The sequence below is a fragment of the Micromonospora sp. KLBMP9576 genome, assembly GCF_050941805.1.
GTDB lineage: Bacteria > Actinomycetota > Actinomycetes > Mycobacteriales > Micromonosporaceae > Micromonospora.
Genome location: NZ_CP194567.1, coordinates 4838592 through 4854210 on the forward strand (window position 1 = coordinate 4838592; position 15619 = coordinate 4854210).

At 72.7% G+C, this 15619-nt stretch carries 15 protein-coding genes; 9 read left to right on the top strand and 6 right to left on the bottom strand.

The window, feature by feature from the left end; genetic code table 11:
* The first annotated feature begins 33 nt into the window (after window positions 1-33).
* The 5 genes from ACQ452_RS21195 to ACQ452_RS21215 all read left to right on the top strand — a co-directional run bounded on the left by ACQ452_RS21195 (window position 34) and on the right by ACQ452_RS21215 (window position 7219).
* A complete protein-coding gene (locus ACQ452_RS21195) occupies window positions 34-1215 on the top strand; it encodes a saccharopine dehydrogenase family protein (protein WP_433386859.1) in 1182 nt (393 codons plus the stop codon).
* 93 nt (window positions 1216-1308) lie between these two features.
* Window positions 1309-2385, top strand: coding sequence for a MerR family DNA-binding transcriptional regulator (locus tag ACQ452_RS21200; protein WP_433394298.1), 1077 nt, complete (start codon window positions 1309-1311; stop codon window positions 2383-2385).
* Between the two features lie 137 nt (window positions 2386-2522).
* Complete coding sequence (gene serS, locus ACQ452_RS21205; RefSeq protein ID WP_433386860.1) at window positions 2523-3806, top strand: serine--tRNA ligase; 1284 nt, start codon at window positions 2523-2525, stop codon at window positions 3804-3806.
* A 979-nt stretch (window positions 3807-4785) separates the two neighbouring features.
* Window positions 4786-6234 (top strand): alpha-amylase, encoded by a 1449-nt coding sequence (locus ACQ452_RS21210; protein WP_433386861.1) that lies wholly within the window; start codon window positions 4786-4788, stop codon window positions 6232-6234.
* Between the two features lie 79 nt (window positions 6235-6313).
* Window positions 6314-7219: a L,D-transpeptidase gene (locus ACQ452_RS21215; RefSeq protein ID WP_433386862.1), complete on the top strand. Its 906-nt coding sequence runs from the start codon at window positions 6314-6316 to the stop codon at window positions 7217-7219.
* Between the two features lie 35 nt (window positions 7220-7254).
* Here ACQ452_RS21215 and ACQ452_RS21220 read toward each other — a convergent pair whose 3' ends face one another.
* Both ACQ452_RS21220 and ACQ452_RS21225 read right to left on the bottom strand, forming a co-directional pair.
* On the bottom strand, window positions 7255-7509 hold the full coding sequence (locus ACQ452_RS21220; protein WP_433386863.1) for a hypothetical protein: 255 nt from the start codon (window positions 7507-7509) through the stop codon (window positions 7255-7257).
* Window positions 7506-7718 carry a DivIVA domain-containing protein gene (locus tag ACQ452_RS21225; RefSeq protein ID WP_433386864.1) on the bottom strand — a complete coding sequence of 71 codons (213 nt, stop codon included), beginning with the start codon at window positions 7716-7718 and terminating at the stop codon, window positions 7506-7508. Before ACQ452_RS21225 ends, ACQ452_RS21220 begins: the two co-directional genes overlap by 4 nt.
* A gap of 74 nt (window positions 7719-7792) precedes the next feature.
* Between ACQ452_RS21225 and ACQ452_RS21230 the strand changes: the two genes are divergently transcribed.
* Window positions 7793-8773, top strand: coding sequence for a hypothetical protein (locus ACQ452_RS21230; protein ID WP_433386865.1), 981 nt, complete (start codon window positions 7793-7795; stop codon window positions 8771-8773).
* 71 nt (window positions 8774-8844) lie between these two features.
* On the opposite strand, the gene ACQ452_RS21235 is transcribed toward ACQ452_RS21230, so the two are convergent.
* The gene (locus ACQ452_RS21235; RefSeq protein ID WP_433386866.1) at window positions 8845-9063 is read right to left on the bottom strand and encodes a DUF7008 domain-containing protein; all 219 of its coding nucleotides are present in this window, start codon (window positions 9061-9063) and stop codon (window positions 8845-8847) included.
* A gap of 177 nt (window positions 9064-9240) precedes the next feature.
* Here ACQ452_RS21235 and ACQ452_RS21240 point away from each other — a divergent pair, with 177 nt between their 5' ends.
* Entirely contained in the window at window positions 9241-9450 is a 210-nt protein-coding gene (locus ACQ452_RS21240) for a type II toxin-antitoxin system VapB family antitoxin (RefSeq protein WP_433386867.1), read from the top strand.
* Window positions 9447-9866, top strand: a complete 420-nt coding sequence (locus ACQ452_RS21245) for a PIN domain nuclease (RefSeq protein WP_433386868.1) — start codon at window positions 9447-9449, stop codon at window positions 9864-9866. The genes ACQ452_RS21240 and ACQ452_RS21245 overlap by 4 nt, the downstream gene beginning before the upstream one ends.
* Here ACQ452_RS21245 and ACQ452_RS21250 read toward each other — a convergent pair.
* Window positions 9813-11960 (bottom strand): prolyl oligopeptidase family serine peptidase, encoded by a 2148-nt coding sequence (locus ACQ452_RS21250; RefSeq protein WP_433386869.1) that lies wholly within the window; start codon window positions 11958-11960, stop codon window positions 9813-9815. The genes ACQ452_RS21245 and ACQ452_RS21250 overlap by 54 nt on opposite strands.
* 175 nt (window positions 11961-12135) lie before the next feature.
* Complete coding sequence (locus ACQ452_RS21255; RefSeq protein ID WP_433386870.1) at window positions 12136-12774, bottom strand: N-acetylmuramoyl-L-alanine amidase family protein; 639 nt, start codon at window positions 12772-12774, stop codon at window positions 12136-12138.
* Window positions 12775-13022: 248 nt separating this feature from the next.
* Between ACQ452_RS21255 and ACQ452_RS21260 the strand changes: the two genes are divergently transcribed.
* Complete coding sequence (locus tag ACQ452_RS21260; protein WP_433386871.1) at window positions 13023-14168, top strand: site-2 protease family protein; 1146 nt, start codon at window positions 13023-13025, stop codon at window positions 14166-14168.
* On the opposite strand, the gene ACQ452_RS21265 is transcribed toward ACQ452_RS21260, so the two are convergent.
* The gene (locus tag ACQ452_RS21265) at window positions 14165-15406 is read right to left on the bottom strand and encodes an FAD-binding protein (protein WP_433394300.1); all 1242 of its coding nucleotides are present in this window, start codon (window positions 15404-15406) and stop codon (window positions 14165-14167) included. The genes ACQ452_RS21260 and ACQ452_RS21265 overlap by 4 nt on opposite strands.
* Window positions 15407-15619 lie beyond the last annotated feature (213 nt).

Here is a 15619-nt window from a genome sequence, read left to right on the forward strand (position 1 = left end):
GCGGGCCGCCGTGCCGGGTGGCACACTCGGCGGATGCGTGAGCAGCGGGCGTACGACGTCGTCCTGTTCGGGGCCACCGGCTTCACCGGGGGGCTGACCGCGGAATACCTGGCCCGCAACGCCCCGCCCGGGCTGCGTTGGGCGCTCGCGGGACGCAACCCCGGCAAGCTGGCGGCCGTCCGGGACCGGCTGGCCGCGATCGACCCGGCGCTGGCCGGGCTGCCCCTGCTCACCGCCGACGTCACGGACGCGGAGTCGCTGCGCGCGGTGGCCGAGGCGGCCCGGGTGGTCGCCACCACCGTCGGCCCGTACGTCCACCACGGTGAGCCGCTGGTGGCCGCGTGCGCCCGCGCCGGCACCGACTACCTGGACATCACCGGCGAGCCGGAGTTCGTCGACCTGATGTACGTGCGCCACCACGCCGAGGCGCAGCGCACCGGGGCGCGGCTGGTGCACGCCTGCGGGTTCGACTCGATCCCGCACGACCTGGGGGTCTGGTTCACACTCAGGCACCTCCCGCAGGACGGGCCGATCGCCGTCGACGGTTTCGTCCGGGCGGGCGGGCGGTTCTCCGCCGGCACGTACCATTCGGCGCTCACCGCCTTCTCGCGTACGGCGCAGGCGTCCCGGGCGGCCCGCGAGCGGCGGCAGATCGAGCCGCGGCCGACGGGGCGGCGGGTGCGCGCGGTGCCCGGCCGGGTGTCCCGGTCGAAGGAGCTGGGCATGTGGATCGTGCCCCTGCCGACCATCGACCCGCAGGTGGTGCGCCGATCGGCCGCCGCCCGCGCCGAGTACGGGCCGGACTTCCGCTACCGGCACTTCGCCGCCGTCAAGCGGGTGCCCACCCTGCTGGCCGCCGGGGTGGGCATGGGCGGCCTGGTGGCGCTGGTGAAGCTGGCCCCGACGCGGCGTTGGCTGCTCGGCCGGCTCGCCTCCGGGCAGGGGCCGACGCCGCAGCAGCGGGCGAAATCGTGGTTCCGGGTGCGGTTCGTCGCCACGGGCGGCGGGCGGCGGGTGCTGACCGAGGTGGCCGGCGGCGACCCCGGCTACGACGAGACGGCGAAGATGCTCGCCGAGTCGGCGCTCTGCCTGGCCACCGACGAGCTGCCGGCCACCGCCGGCCAGGTCACCCCGGTGACCGCGATGGGCGACGCGCTGCTGGACCGGCTGGTGCGGGCGGGGATGACCTTCCGGGTGCTGGACCGGCCGCGCTAGATCCCGCCCGGCCGGTCGGCGGGTGCGTCCGCCGGTCGCCGGGTTGACCCTCGACCAGGTTGAGGCGGCAGGATCGGGGCCGTGGAGAGCGACCTGCGTAGCATCGGCGAGTTGGCCCGGGCCAGCGGGCTGACGGTGAGCGCCCTGCGGTTCTACGACTCGGCCGGGGTGCTGATCCCGGCCCTGGTCGACCCGGTGACCGGCTACCGCTGGTACACGACCGACCAGGTGACGCCGGCCCGGCTGGTGGCGGGGCTGCGCCGGGTCGGCATGCCGGTCGCGCAGATCGCCGCCGCGCTGCGCGCCGAGCCCGCGCAGGCGCACCGCCTGCTCGACGCGCACCTGCGCCGGCTGGAGGACGGCCTCGCCGACGCCCGCCGGGAGCTGTCCCGCGTCCGTGCCCTGATCGACGCCGAGGAGCCCGCCATGACCACCCGTCTCGTCTCGGCGCGCGCCGACCTGGCCGCCGCCGTGGACGCCGTCCGCTTCGCGGTCGGCACCGACGTCGACCTGCCGGCGATGGCCGGCGTGCTGTTCGAATCCGACGCGGCCGGCGTGTGGCTGGTCGCGACCGACCGGTACCGGCTGGCCGTGGCGCGGGCCACCGCCCGCGTCGAGGGGCCGGCGGTGCGGGTACTCGCCCCGGTCGCCTTCGTCGACGAACTGCGCGCCCTGCTCGACGGTGACGTGGGGCTCGTCGCCGAGGCACGGCTGACGGTGGCGGCCGGCACGATCTCGCTCCGCGTCGCCGGCCGCACCGTCGACGCCGACGTCCTGCCGTACGACTTCCCGGATCACCGCCGCCTGCTGCGCAGGACGCCCGACGGCGGGCCGGCGCACCGGCTCACGGTCGACGCCGACGCCCTGCGGGCGGCCCTGACCAGCGCCGACGCCCCCGTCGTCACGCGTCGGCACGACGGTGTACCGCTCGCGGTGACCGTGCTGGGACCGGACGGCCGGGGCGGGGTGCGGCTGCTCGGGCCCGACGAGCTGACCGGGCAGGCCGACGCGTTCCGCCTCGGGGTCAACGGCGGGTACCTGCTCGAGGCCGTGGCCGCGGCCGGCCCGGGCCAGTTGCTGCTGGAGTGGGACGGCCCGATCGCGCCGCTGGCGTTGCGCCGCCCGGACGACGCGGACGCGTTCTCCGTGCTGATGCCGATCCGGCTCTGACCGCCGTGCCGGTCGGCCCAGCCGGCGTGCCGCGCCGGGTCGGTCGGGGGTTGGCGAGACCGGGCCGGGGGCCCGATCGGCCGCGACGGTAGCATCGGTGGGTCCACCCGACGTCCGGACGGAGCGTACGGAGCAGCATGCTCGACATGGAGTTGATCCGGAAGGATCGCGAGGCGGTGGCGACCGCGCTGGCGAAGCGACTGGATCCCGCCGAGGTCAACCGGACCCTGGACGAGATCCAGCGGCTCGACCAGGAACGTCGCGCCCTGATCAGCGGGATCGACGGCGAGCGGCAGCGCCGCAAGGCGGAGTCCCGGGCGTACGCGGCGGCGAAGCGGGCCGGCACCGAGCCGGAGGTCTCCGCGCCGGAGGCGGGCCGCAAGCAGCTCGCCGAGCTGGAAGCCGAGCTGGACGAGGTGCAGTCCCGGCTGCGCGCCGTGATGAGCGAGCTGCCCAACCTCCCGGCCGACGACGTCGTGCCGGGCGGCAAGGAGGCCAACCGGGTCGTCCACACCTTCGGCGAGCCGCCGCCCATCGAGAAGATCCGCGACCACGTCGAGCTGAGCCGGATGCTGGGCCTGGTCGACCACGAGCGCGGGGTGAAACTCGGCGGTTCCGGCTTCTGGATGTACACGGGCATGGGCGCCCGGCTGGAATGGGCACTGCTCAACTTCTTCGTCGACGAGCATGTCAGGGCCGGCTACGAGTTCCTGCTCCCGCCGCACCTGCTGCTCGACACCGCCGGCTTCGCCGCCGGGCAGTTCCCCAAGTTCTACGACGACGTCTACCACCTGGACCGGGAGTCCGCCCCGCGCGGACAGTTCCTGCTGCCCACCTCCGAGACGGCGATCCTGGGGGCATACCAGGACGAGATCCTGGAGACGCCGAAGCTCCCGCTGAAGGCGTTCGCCTACACCCCGTGCTACCGGCGCGAAGCGGCCGGGTCGCACTCCGACGAGCGGGGCACCGTCCGGGGTCACCAGTTCAACAAGGTGGAGATCTTCCAGTTCTGCCTGCCGGATCAGGCCGACGCCGCACTGGAGGAAATGCTCCTGCACGCGGAGAGCCTGGTCGAGAAGCTGGGCCTGCACTACCAGCGCACCCTGCTGTCGGCCGGCGACGCCAGCGCGTCGATGAAGAAGACCCTCGACATCGAGGTGTGGATGCCGAGCACCGGCAAATACAAGGAGGTGTCGTCGGTCTCCTGGGCCGGCGACTACCAGGCCCGCCGGGCAGCCATCCGCTACCGCGAGCCGGGCGGCAAGCAGACCCGCTTCGTGCACACCCTGAACGGGTCGGCCCTGGCCACCAGCCGGCTCTTCCCGGCCATCCTGGAACAGTTCCAGCAGCCCGACGGGTCGGTGGTGGTGCCCGAGGTCCTCCGCGACCGCCTGGGCACCGACCGCCTCACCCCCCGCTGACCCATCCCGCCGTCGCCGTCGCCCCCGCTTCCGCTGCCGCTCTCGATCTTGCAGCTCCCTTTGCTGGATCACCGAGTGCGCGATCTTGGGGCGGGGTCGCTGCGGGACGGGACCGGAAGCCGCCGAGCACCCCTCCGACGGCTCACTGCCGGAGAATGCTGGCTGCCCCCAGGTGCTCGCTGCCCAGGGGTGCTCGCTACCGGCCCATTGCCGATCCTGCCCGAAGCAGGTCTACTTTCCGGGATATGCGTTCCACTAACTAGGATGAAGGTAGATCTTGGCCTGAAACGGCCCCTGGAGGGGCCTGTTTCCACCAAGATCTCCGATGAGGCCGGTCGCTGCATCGAGAAGGGCGACTGGCTGGCCGGGGCCATACCGCGCGCGGCAGCCCGGCGGCGACGATGGGCGCGACGATGCCCAGCGGCACGCACGCCAACGCCCCAGATCAGCGATGACGGCGACAATGGACTACTCGCTTTGGACGCTTCGATAGAGCACCGAGACCCTCGATGACCTTCTGAACGATCCTGCCCTGCCCTGGCGATGATGCGCCCCGCAGGAGGCACGCCACCGGGGGCACGCCGCCACAGGAACACACCCCCGTGCAGAGACACTCCGCCCCGCAAGGGCGACGCCCTGGTCGACGGCACCCTCGACACGACAGACATCGACAGATAGGCATTCATTGACAGTGGTTGCAATAAGCTTGTAACCTTTCGGAAATTTTCCATCCACGCTGCAAGATCCTGACAGCCTCAGGACCACCCGCATCGACTCCGCTCCAGCCGCCCGGCCGCCCCATCGGCCCACTCCCAGCACCCGGCTCACGCGGTCAGCCGTCAACCCGCCCGACGCCCAGCACCAACACCCCGCACCAGCACCAGCACCAGCACCAGCACCAGCACCAGCACCAGCGTCTCCGGGTCGGGCCCACCGCCCCACCCGTACCCGCCACCCCACCCCCGTCAGGAGTCCTTCGATGCAGAGACGTCGACGTCTGTCGGCGATCGTCGCCCTCGGCGTGATCGCGGGCATGATCGTCCCCACCGCCGCCACGGCGCCCCCGGCCACGGCGGCCCCGGCCGGCGCCAAGAAGGTCATCGCCAACCTCTTCGAGTGGAACTGGGCCTCGGTGGCCACCGAGTGCCGCACCACGCTCGGCCCGAAGGGCTACGGCTGGGTGCAGGTCTCGCCGCCGCAGGAGCACGTCCGGGGCTCGCAGTGGTGGCTGGCGTACCAGCCGGTCAGCTACCGCATCGAGTCCCGCAAGGGGACCCGCGCCCAGTTCAAGAGCATGGTCGACGCCTGCCACGCCGCCGGGGTGAAGGTGGTGGTCGACGCGGTCGTCAACCACATGTCCGGGCAGGACAACGGCGGCACCGGCTGGGCCGGCTCGTCGTACGGGCACTACGACTACCCGGGGATCTACCAGACGCAGGACTTCCACCACTGCGGTCGCAACGGCGGCGACGACATCGCCAACTACAACGACCGGTGGGAGGTGCAGAACTGCGAACTGGTGAACCTCTCCGATCTGAAGACCGAGTCGGACTACGTCCGCACGAAGATCGCCGGCTACCTCAACGACCTGCTCTCCCTCGGCGTGGACGGCTTCCGGATGGACGCCAGCAAGCACATGCCGGCCGCCGACATCGCCGCCATCAAGGGCAAGCTGTCGCGCTCGGCGTACGTGGTGCAGGAGGTAATCCACGGTGCCGGCGAGCCGATTCAGCCGGGCGAGTACACCGGCAACGGCGACGTGCACGAGTTCCGCTACGGCAAGGACCTGGCCCGGGTCTTCCGCTCGGAGAAGCTCGCCTACCTGCGCAACTTCGGTACGGGCTGGGGGCACCTGCCCAGCGCCTCGGCGGCCGTCTTCGTGGACAACCACGACACCCAGCGCGACGTCGGCGGGGTGCTGACCTACCGCGACCGGGGCATCTACGCGCTCGCCAACGCGTTCATGCTCGCCTGGCCGTACGGCTCCCCCACGGTGATGTCGAGCTACACGTTCAGCCAGCGCGACCAGGGGCCGCCCTCGGACGGCTCCGGCAAGACCCTCAACGCCGCCTGCTACTCGGGCTGGGAGTGCGAGCACCGCTGGGCGGCGATCGCCAACATGGTCGGCTTCCGCAACGCCACCGAGGGCGCCGGCGTCGTCAACTGGTACGACAACGGCAACAACCACATCGCCTTCGGCCGGGCCGGAAAGGGTTACGTCACCATCAACGACGAGGACTCCGCGGTCAACGGCCGGTCGTACCAGAGCGGGCTGCCGGCCGGCCGCTACTGCGACGTCATCCACGGCACCTTCAGCGCGGGTACGTGCAGCGGGCCGGTGGTCACCGTGGACGGCAACGGCTGGTTCGCCGCGAACGTGCCCGCCCACGACGCCGTCGCCATCCACGTGGGCGCCCGGCTGGCGTGACGCGGGGAGGCACCGCGAGCCCCGTCCCGGCCGACATTCGGCCTGGGCGGGGTTTTCGCCACCCTCTGGCCGTTAGAGTATGTTTGTGCGTTTTGACCGAATGGACCGATGGCAGGTGCGCGTGCTGGCCGTCGTCGGCGTACCCCTGCTCCTGCTGGCCGCCGGAGCGACGGGCTGGGCGCTGACGCCGGAGACCGCGCCCACCGCGCCGCCTCCCGCCGGAGCGACCCGGGCGGCACCGACAAGCGCCGCGCCCACGCCGCAGCGGGTGCCCGTGGCCGCGCCCGCGCCGGACGACCTGCCGGTGGTCGACTACGGACCGGCGCCCACCGGTTTCCCGGCCGACCCGGACGCCCTGGACCCCACGCCGCTGACCGAGGGCCTGCACCCGACCCGCCGCATCGCCGCCTACACCGCCCCCGGGGGCCGGCCCCTGGCGTTCCTCGACCCCACCATCAGCGGCGTCGAGCTGACCATGCCCGTCGCCGAACGCCGGGCCGGCTGGGCGGCGGTGCTGCTCCCCTCGGCCAACCGCACGCTCGCCTGGCTGCCGCCCGGCGGCCACACCACGGTGGCGCTGCCCGACCAGATCGTGGTGGAGCGCAGGCCGCACCGGCTCACCTGGTACCGCGCCGGCCGCGCCATGCGCACCTGGCAGGTCAGCCTGGGCCAACGCGGGCAGGAGACCCCACTGGGCCGCACCTTCGTCCTGGGCCGCACCCCGCCGCCCGAGGGCGTGTACGGGGGCGTCGACATCTACGCCCTCGGCTCGGTGCCCGACGACCCGGACGCCGTGCCGACCGGCCTGCGCGGGGCGCACATCGGCATCCACAGCTGGTACCACGACGGCGAGCTGGGCAGGAAGACCACCAACGGCTGCATCCGGCTCACCAAGAGTGGGCAGCGGGAACTGCTGGCCGAGGTGCGCCCCGGCACCGAGGTCGTGGTGGTCGACGAGTTGCCGGCCCCGCCCCCGACCGCCTGAAACGTCGCCCGGGTGCCGGTCCACCGATCCTGGACTCACCGCCACCTCGGCCGCCGCGAGCACTCGCCGTCGTGGTCGGGCCAGAGCAGGCACCGCAGGCCGCTGGAGAGGCGCCGGTCACAGAAGACCCAGTGGCGTGCGTTCTGGTCGTCCTCGGCCGACACGGTGGTGCCCGCCGGATCGGTCTGCGGAAGCACGTGCGTCCAGTGCGCCACCACGCGGGCGAGGCGCTGCGCGGCGAGCAGGTCACCGGCCACCACCGGCAGGTGGGCCACCCAACGCTCGCTCACCGGCCATAGCTCCGCTCGTTGCGGGCACGCGCCTGCTCCGACTGCCAGCGGCGCAGCGCGTCCCTGACCCGGCCGAGGAACTCCGTCACCTCCTGTGGGTCGAGCCTGCGCCGGCCGAACGGCGTCGGCCGGAACCGCCGCTCCCGCACCTGCCACGGCCGCAGCGGATGGTAGGCCGCCGAGCGGTAGCAGGTCGGCCCATGGACCACATCCCGGCAGCGCCCAGCGCCGGTCGCAGCCCCAACGCCGCGGCGGGCGACACTGGATCGTCGCCGCGGCTGGCATGCCCGCGCTGCAGTTGTTGGGACTGCTTGCCATCCGGCTGAACGGGCAGTACGAAAGGTGTGTTGCAGAGCACGGAGCGGCATCGGCCGACAACATCAACGGCGTCACGGGACCGTGTTACACGGTCATGATGTGGGCAGGCGCCTTCTCGCTCGGCTTCATCACGGTCATCGCGGCAACCGTCATCGTGGGCTTCGTCCTCGGCGTCACTGACGGGCGCGCGCGACACCGCTTCGCGCACGGCCGCTGGGTGTACGCCATCGTGGTAGGCATTGCCGGGCCGTGGGCGATGTTTGCCTACGCCCTCGCCTACGGGCTGGGCCGGCTACTGCCTGCTCTCCGACCACCCGAATACCGACCGCCCCCTTCCGTGGCCGCCCAGCACCAAGGCTGGATCGAGGCGATCCATCTTTACCAGCGGCTCGCAAAAGGCGAGCCACCGCCCACCGTGGTCGCGCCCGGATTCATCGGGCCGGGTGCCATCTACCTCGACGCGCCGTTCACCTACTCCCGCTTCTACGGCACCACGGTCAGCTACGAACAGGGCGGAACCTTCGTTTACGGTTCGCCAGCGGTCGTCACCGGCGCGGTCGTCGGCAACCTCATTGGTGGCAGCATCGCTCGGTCCCGCGCAGCCAGCCTGGCGCAGGCGCAATGGCGGGAGTTCGCTTACGTCCGGGTCATCGTGACGTCAACCACGACATGGTGCTGCCTGAGCGGCCGTTGGTTGGCGTTCGACCATGATGTGGTTCTCAGTTATTCCATCGATGGGCTCAACTGCATCCTGTCCTTCGCCGATGTGGAACCGTTACGGCTTTCCGGCCCGTCCATCTGGTGCCATGCCGTCATGTTCGCCTATGCGCGGTACGGACCGAGCCAGTGGCAACAGGCGCCATTCCTGCACCCGCTACGCGAAGCAGTTCATGGCGCGGCCGGCCCAAGCCCGTGGGGTCAGCAGGCGGAGCCGGCTCACGGCTGAAGCCGGTTCGGATCGGCTGAGCGTTGGGAGCCAACGCGGGCAGCTTTAGGCTGCCCGCGCATCGGCTCGATCTACAGCAGCCCGGCGAGCAGCGGCAGCAGCCGTTCGGCGGGCCACGCCTCCTGCGTCTTGCGGTCCAGGTAGACGGTGGCAAGCGCCTGCGCCAGGTGGTCCCACCCGGCCCAGCCCAGCAGCTCGCTGCCGCCGCTGTCCCGCCCCGCCTGCGGGTACGAGATGAACCGTTCCTTCGGCACGTCGAGCTTGCCGTGCGCAGCCCTGACGGCTTGCACCGCTGCGCCGGCACGCCCGACCGCACTCACACCCTTTTATCGCACGAACCGCACGAATCCGTAGATATTGCTCGGGGGCTCATCGCCCGCGCACTGCGTGGCGCGCCTGGCTGCAGATATCAAAGAGACGTCAGATGGATATCATCAGCTGGTATCACCTACCGGAGGGAGTCACCCATGAGCCGGACGATCCTTGACGTCGATGATGAACTGCTCGCCGAGGCCAGCAAGATCCTCGGCACCACGACCAAGAAGGCCACCGTCAACGCAGCCCTCAAGGCGATCGTCGACCGCGAGAAGCGGCGGCAGTTCGCCGACTGGCTCAAGAGCGGAGGGCTGCCCGATCTCACCGGCCCCGTCGAGGTGACCAAGCCGGACGCGGCGTGAACCACGAGCACTACCTGCTGGACAAGTCAGCCCTCGCCCGCTGGCCCAAGCCGCGCGTGGCCCCGGTACTCGAAGAACTCTCCGAGCGGGGGCTCCTCGCGGTGTGCGGGGCGGTCGAGATCGAGGTCATCCACAGCGCCCGCACCGCCAAGGACGCACAGCGTGCACGGTGGCTGCTGAGCGGCTTCCGGTGGCTGTCCATGCCCGACGAGGTCTGGGACCGAGCGATCGACGTCCAGGTGCAGGCGCTACACAAGGGCAACCACCGTGCGCTCTCGATGGCGGACCTGCTCATCGCGGCCACCGCCGAGCGACATGGAGTCACCGTCCTGCACTACGACGGCGACTTCGACATGATCACCTCAATCACCGGTCAGCCCACGACCTGGGTCGTCCCGGCCGGCACCGCCGACTGACACCCCGGTAGCCGACTCGACGTCATCCAGCACAAGTTGGCGCGGCAGGGGCTGGTGCGGTCGTCCGGCCAGCTTCCGCCACAGGAAATCCAGGGTCAGCGCCCAGACGAAGGCGCGCTGCTCGTTGTTCGCCGCCGCGCCGTGCCCGCCCTCGACGTTCTCGTAGTAGGAGACGTCGTGGCCGTGCTCGCGCAGCCGGGCCGCCATCTTGCGGGCGTGCGCGGGATGCACCCGGTCGTCGCGGGTCGAGGTGACGAGCAGGACCGGCGGGTACGCCCGGTCGCCCTCGACGTTGTGGTACGGCGAGTAGCCGCGCAGGAACTCCCAGTCGGCCGCCACGTCCGGGTCGCCGTACTCGGCCAGCCACGAAGCACCGGCCAGCAGCCGGTGGTACCGCCGCATGTCCAGCACCGGCACGTGCGCGGCGACCGCACCGAAGAGCGCCGGGTAGCGGGTCAGCATCACCCCGGCCAGCAGCCCGCCGTTGCTGCCGCCCTCGACGCCGAGCAGTTCCGGCGTGGTGATGCCCCGCGTCACCAGGTCGGCCGCCACCGCCGCGAAGTCCTCGTACGCCCGGGGCCGGTTCTCCCGCAGCGCCGCCCGGTGCCACCCGGGGCCGTACTCCCCGCCGCCCCGGATGTTCGCCACCACGTAGGTGCCGCCCCGGGCCAGCCACCCCCGGCCGATCACCCCGCTGTAGTGCGGGGTCAGGGGGATCTCGAACCCGCCGTAGCCGGTGAGCAGCGTCGGACCGGCGGGCGCGTCCGGGTCCCCGACCACGAAGTACGGCACCCGCGTGCCGTCGGCCGAGGCGGCGAAGAACTGTCGTACCGCCAGGTTGCCCGCGTCGAAGGACGCCGGTGCCCGCCTGAGCGTCTCGACCGCGCCACCGACCTGCCCGAGGCGCAGCGTCGCCGGCTGGAGGAACCCCTCCGAGGTGAGCAGGTAGGCGTCCTCGTTGTCCGGGTCGGTGTCCACGATCTCGCTGTGGTCGAACTCCGGCACCCCGGGCAGGCTCTCCCGCCGCCAGCCCTCCCCGTCGGGCGTCAGCACCTCCAGCCGGCTCCGCACGTCGGCGAGGGTGGCCAGGATCAGCCGGTTACGGGTCCAGGACCAGCCGCTGAGCGCCGTACGGTCGTCGGGGCGGAAGAGCACCGTCATCTCCCGCTCCCCGGCGAGGAACGCGTCGAACCGGGTCGCCAGCAGGGCGCCCGCGGGGTGGGTCGCCCCGCCGACCGTCCACGGCGAGCGCGGCCGGATCAGCAGCCACTCCCGGTGCACGTCCCACCCGGCGTCCTCCGGCACGGCGATCCGGATCCGCTCGCCCGATGCGGTCAGCAGGTGCTGCTCCGAGCGGTAGAAGTCCAGCCGGCGGCCCACGAAGTCGCGCTCGAAGCCGGGCGTCGGGTCGTGCGCGGCCCACACGGCGACGTCGTCGGCGTGCCCCTCGTGGACGACCTCGGCCTCGGCCAACGGGGTGCCCCGCCGCCACCGCCTGACCACCCGGGGATAGCCCGAGGAGGTCAACGAGCCGGGCCCGAAGTCGGTGGCGACGTAGACGTGGTCGGCGTCGATCCAGTCCACGTCGCTCTTCGCCTCGGGCAGCGTGAAGCCGTCCGCGACGAAGACGCGGCGGTCGAGGTCGAACTCCCGCACCACGACCGCGTCGCCGCCGCCCCGGGAGAGGCTCACCAGGGCGCGCCCGTAGCCGGGCCGCAACACCGTCGCGCCGCCCCAGACCCAGTTCTCGCCCTCCTCGGCGGCCAGCGCGTCCAGGTCGAGCAGCACGTCCCATTCCGGCTCCGGCCGGCGGTACTGTTCGCGCGTCGTCCGCCGCCAGACCCCGCGCGGGTGCGTCGCGTCGGTCCAGAAGTTGTAGTAGAGGTGGTCGCCGCGCCACCCGGGGTAGGGGATGCGGTCGTCCGCGTCGAGCACCTGACGGAGCTCGGCCCGCAGGGCCACGAACGCCTCTCCGCCGGTCAGGGCGGCCACGGTCTCCGCGTTGCGGTCCCGTACCCACCGCGCGGCGTCCGTGCCGTCAAGGTCTTCCAGCCAGTGGTACGGGTCGTCGGTCTCCACGGTCTGCCTCGCCACCTCGTCACTATCCCCGACGGACGACCCGCGCCCGAGCCGGGTCGCCCGTCGGCAGGGCGACGGAGCGGGGGACCGGAGGAGCGCGGCGCGGGTGTCGGCGGCACGTACCTGGCCAGGACCGCGACGGGTCCCGCGGGACCCGTCGCGGCCTGCCGGCGTTCTGCTGCTCGGCCCGCTACAGACCGAGGTAGGCGGCGATGCCGTTGGCGTGCCCCCGGGCGGTGGCGGTGATGAAGGCGGCGCGCTTGAGCAGATTCGCGTTGGCCAGGGTGTCGATGAAGAGGTTCTCGGTCAGCACGGCGGGCATCGCGGTCTCGCGCAGCACGTGGAAGTTGGCGGTCTTCAGGCCGCGGTCGGTGACCGAGGCGACGCTGCGCATGCCCGACAGGACCCGGGAGTGGATGGCGCTGTGCAGGGCGCTGCCGGTGCCCGGGTAGCGGTAGCTCTCGAAGCCCGTGCCGCCGCCGGAGTTGATGTGGATGCTGACGAAGATCGTGGCGCCCCACGCGTTGGCGTCGCTCGTGCGGGAGGAGAGGCTGCGGGTGACGTCGCTGGTGCGCGACATCCGCACGTCGACGCTGTAGTTGGCCTTCAGGATGTCGCGGGTCTGCAGCGCGATGCTGAGGGTCAGGGCCTTCTCGGTCAGACCGTTGCCGACGGCGCCCGGGTCGGTGCCGCCGTGCCCGGGGTCGAGGTAGACCTTCGGGACCGCCGCCTGCGCGGTCCCGGTCGCCGCGAACGGAGCCACGACGAGACCCGCGGCGGCGGCCAGCAGGGTACGACGACGCGCTGAGGAGTTACTGATCACGAGCACCTCTCCACAGAAGGTAGGGTGCCGGGGAGGCCACCGTGGGCCGCCCCTACCCGTACGGGTAGGCACGGCGTCACTGTAATACATGTAAATATCTAAATAAATACCGTCGGACGGTTGACGGGCCCCCGGCGATCGACGGGCCTGCGCACAGTTCCGCCCGGCACCGCCTCGATCCGCCCGTTCCCCGGCCGGCAGGACTGCCTGACCCGCGCGGGCATGGGCTGGGCTGTCGCGGGTAGTACCCGAACATGAGGGCGAGTTTCCGGCTCGGCCGGATCGCGGGCGTACCGGTCGGGGTCAACTGGAGCGTCCTGGTCATCTTCGCGCTGATCGCCTGGGGGCTGGCGGCCAACCAGTTCCCCCGGGCCTACCCGGACGAGTCCGTCGTCGCGTACGTCCTGGCGGGGCTCGCCGCGGCGGTCGTCTTCTTCCTCGGTCTGCTCGCCCACGAGGTCTCGCACGCGATCGTCGCCAAGCGCAACGGGCTGGAGGTCGGCGGGATCACCCTCTGGCTCTTCGGCGGGGTGGCCGAGCTGCGCGGCGAGGCGCGCGACCCCGGCGCGGAGCTGCGCATCGCGGGCGTCGGCCCGCTGGTGAGCCTGCTGATCGGGCTCTTCTTCGGCGCGATCGCGGTGGCGCTCGCCCTGGCCGGGGTGCAGGGGCTGCTGCTCGGCTCGCTGGCCTGGCTGGCGGGCATCAACGTCCTGCTGGCCGTCTTCAACGCGCTGCCGGCCGCCCCGCTGGACGGCGGTCGGCTGCTGCGCGCGGCGGTCTGGAAGTTCACCGGCGACCGGACGAAGGCGTCCGTCGTCGCCGCCCGGGCCGGCTGGGTGCTCGGCGCGGTGCTGATCGGCCTGGGGCTGTGGCAGTTCCTGGCCGGCGTGGGCTTCGGGGGGCTGTGGCTGGCCCTGATCGGCTGGTTCCTGATCGGCGCCGCCGGCATGGAGGAGCGGCAGGCCCGGATGGGCAGCGCGTTGCAGGGCGTGCGGGTGGCCGACGTGATGACGCCGCAGCCGCAGACCGCCTCGGGGCAGATGACGGTGGGCGACTTCGTGGACCACTACCTCTTCGCGTACCGGCACACGGCGCTGCCGCTGACCGAGGACGAACGGCCCGTCGGCCTGGTGACCCTCGACCGGGTACGCGGGATCGCGCCGGAGCGCCGGGCCAGCACCACGCTGGCCGAGGTGGCCTGCCGCGCCGACGAGCTGGTGCTCGCCCGGCCCGACGAGTCGCTCAACGAACTGCTGCCCCGGCTCAGCGAGTGCGCCGACGGGCGGGCGCTGGTGGTCGCCGACGGCCGGCTAGTCGGGATCGTCTCCCCGAGCGACATCAGCCGGGCCGTGCAGCGCGGCAGCCTCCGGGAGCAGTCGGCCGTGCGGCCCGGCCGCTAGGACCGCACGAGGTAGCGGTCGAGCAGATCCGTGCGGAACGTGCCGTCCGGGTCGAGCCGGCGGGCCAGGTCGAGGAAGTCGGCGTACCGGGGCCAGGCGGAGGCGACCGCCGCCGGGGCGAGACCGAAGACCTTCCCCCAGTGCGGGCGCGGCGCGAACGGCATGAGCCGCTGTTCCACCGCCGCCACCACCGGCAGCACCGCCGCCGCGTCGGCGGTCCAGGTGAAGTGGATGGCCAGGCTGTCCCGCCCGTGGTTCGGGCTGAGCCACAACCCGTCGGCGGCCACCGCCCGCAGCTCGCAGACCTGGAGCACCGGCGCGATCAGGTGCGCCACCGGGTCCAGCGCGGCCAGCGCCGCCGCCCCCGAGGCGCGCGGCACGTGGTATTCGGACTGCAACTCCGCCCCGCTACTGGGGGTGAACCCGAGGCGGAAGTGCGGCAGCCGTTCGTGCCAGGGACCGGGCTCGCCGAGCTGCGGGGTGCAGTGCCGCGCGGGCATGCCCGGCACCGGGTGCCGCGGCGCGTCGGCCGCCGTCGTGCCGAGCCAGTCCGCCGGGAGCGGGTCCGCGTCCGCGCGCTGCTTGACCCAGGCCTCCCGCAGCAGCGGCGACCGCCAGTCGGTGAAGACGCTGACGCTGTACGCCGAGGCGAACGCCGCGTCCAGCGCCGCGCGGGACAGCCCGAGACGGACGTGCTGGCGGACGGCGAAGCCCGGCACCACGTCCAGGGTGACCCGGGTGACGACACCCAGCGCACCCAGCGCCACGACCATCCCGGCGAAGGTGTCCCCGTCAGCCGCCCGGTCCACGGTCAGCAGGTCACCGCCGGAGGTGACCAGTTGCAGCCCGGCGACCGCGCTGGCCAGGTTGCCGACCGTCTCCCCCGAGCCGTGGGTGCCGGTGGCGACCGCCCCGGCGACCGAGATGTGCGGCAGCGAGGCGAGGTTCGCCAGGGCGTACCCCCGCTCGTGCAGGTGGGCCGCGAGGTCCCCGTACCGCATGGCGGCCGGCACGGTGACCCGCCGGCGGTCCGGGTCGAGCTCGACCGTCGCGGGCAACCCGGCCAGCGAGACCAGGTCGCCGGTAGTGTCGCCGAGGCGGTTGAAGGAGTGCCCGGTGCCGACCGCCCGGAGCCGGTCGCTGCCCGCCACCAGCCGGCGCAGCTCGTCCACCGACGTCGGGCGGTGGCGGCGGCGCGCCGCGTAGCGGACGTTGCCCGCCCAGTTGTGACGCGGCACGGCCGCCGGGGTGCTCACCCGACGCATCATCCGACGACCGACGGCCGCACGGAAACCGGTCGATCGGGCAGGGTTACGCCGGGCCGGCCGGGGAACCCCGCGCCGATGAGCAGCTACCGCGATCCGGCCGCCCGCACCTCCCCCGGCCCCCGGCCGACGCCGGCGCCCCCGCCCGCGCCGCGCCCGGTGCCCCACCCGGGGCCGGCGCCCCGC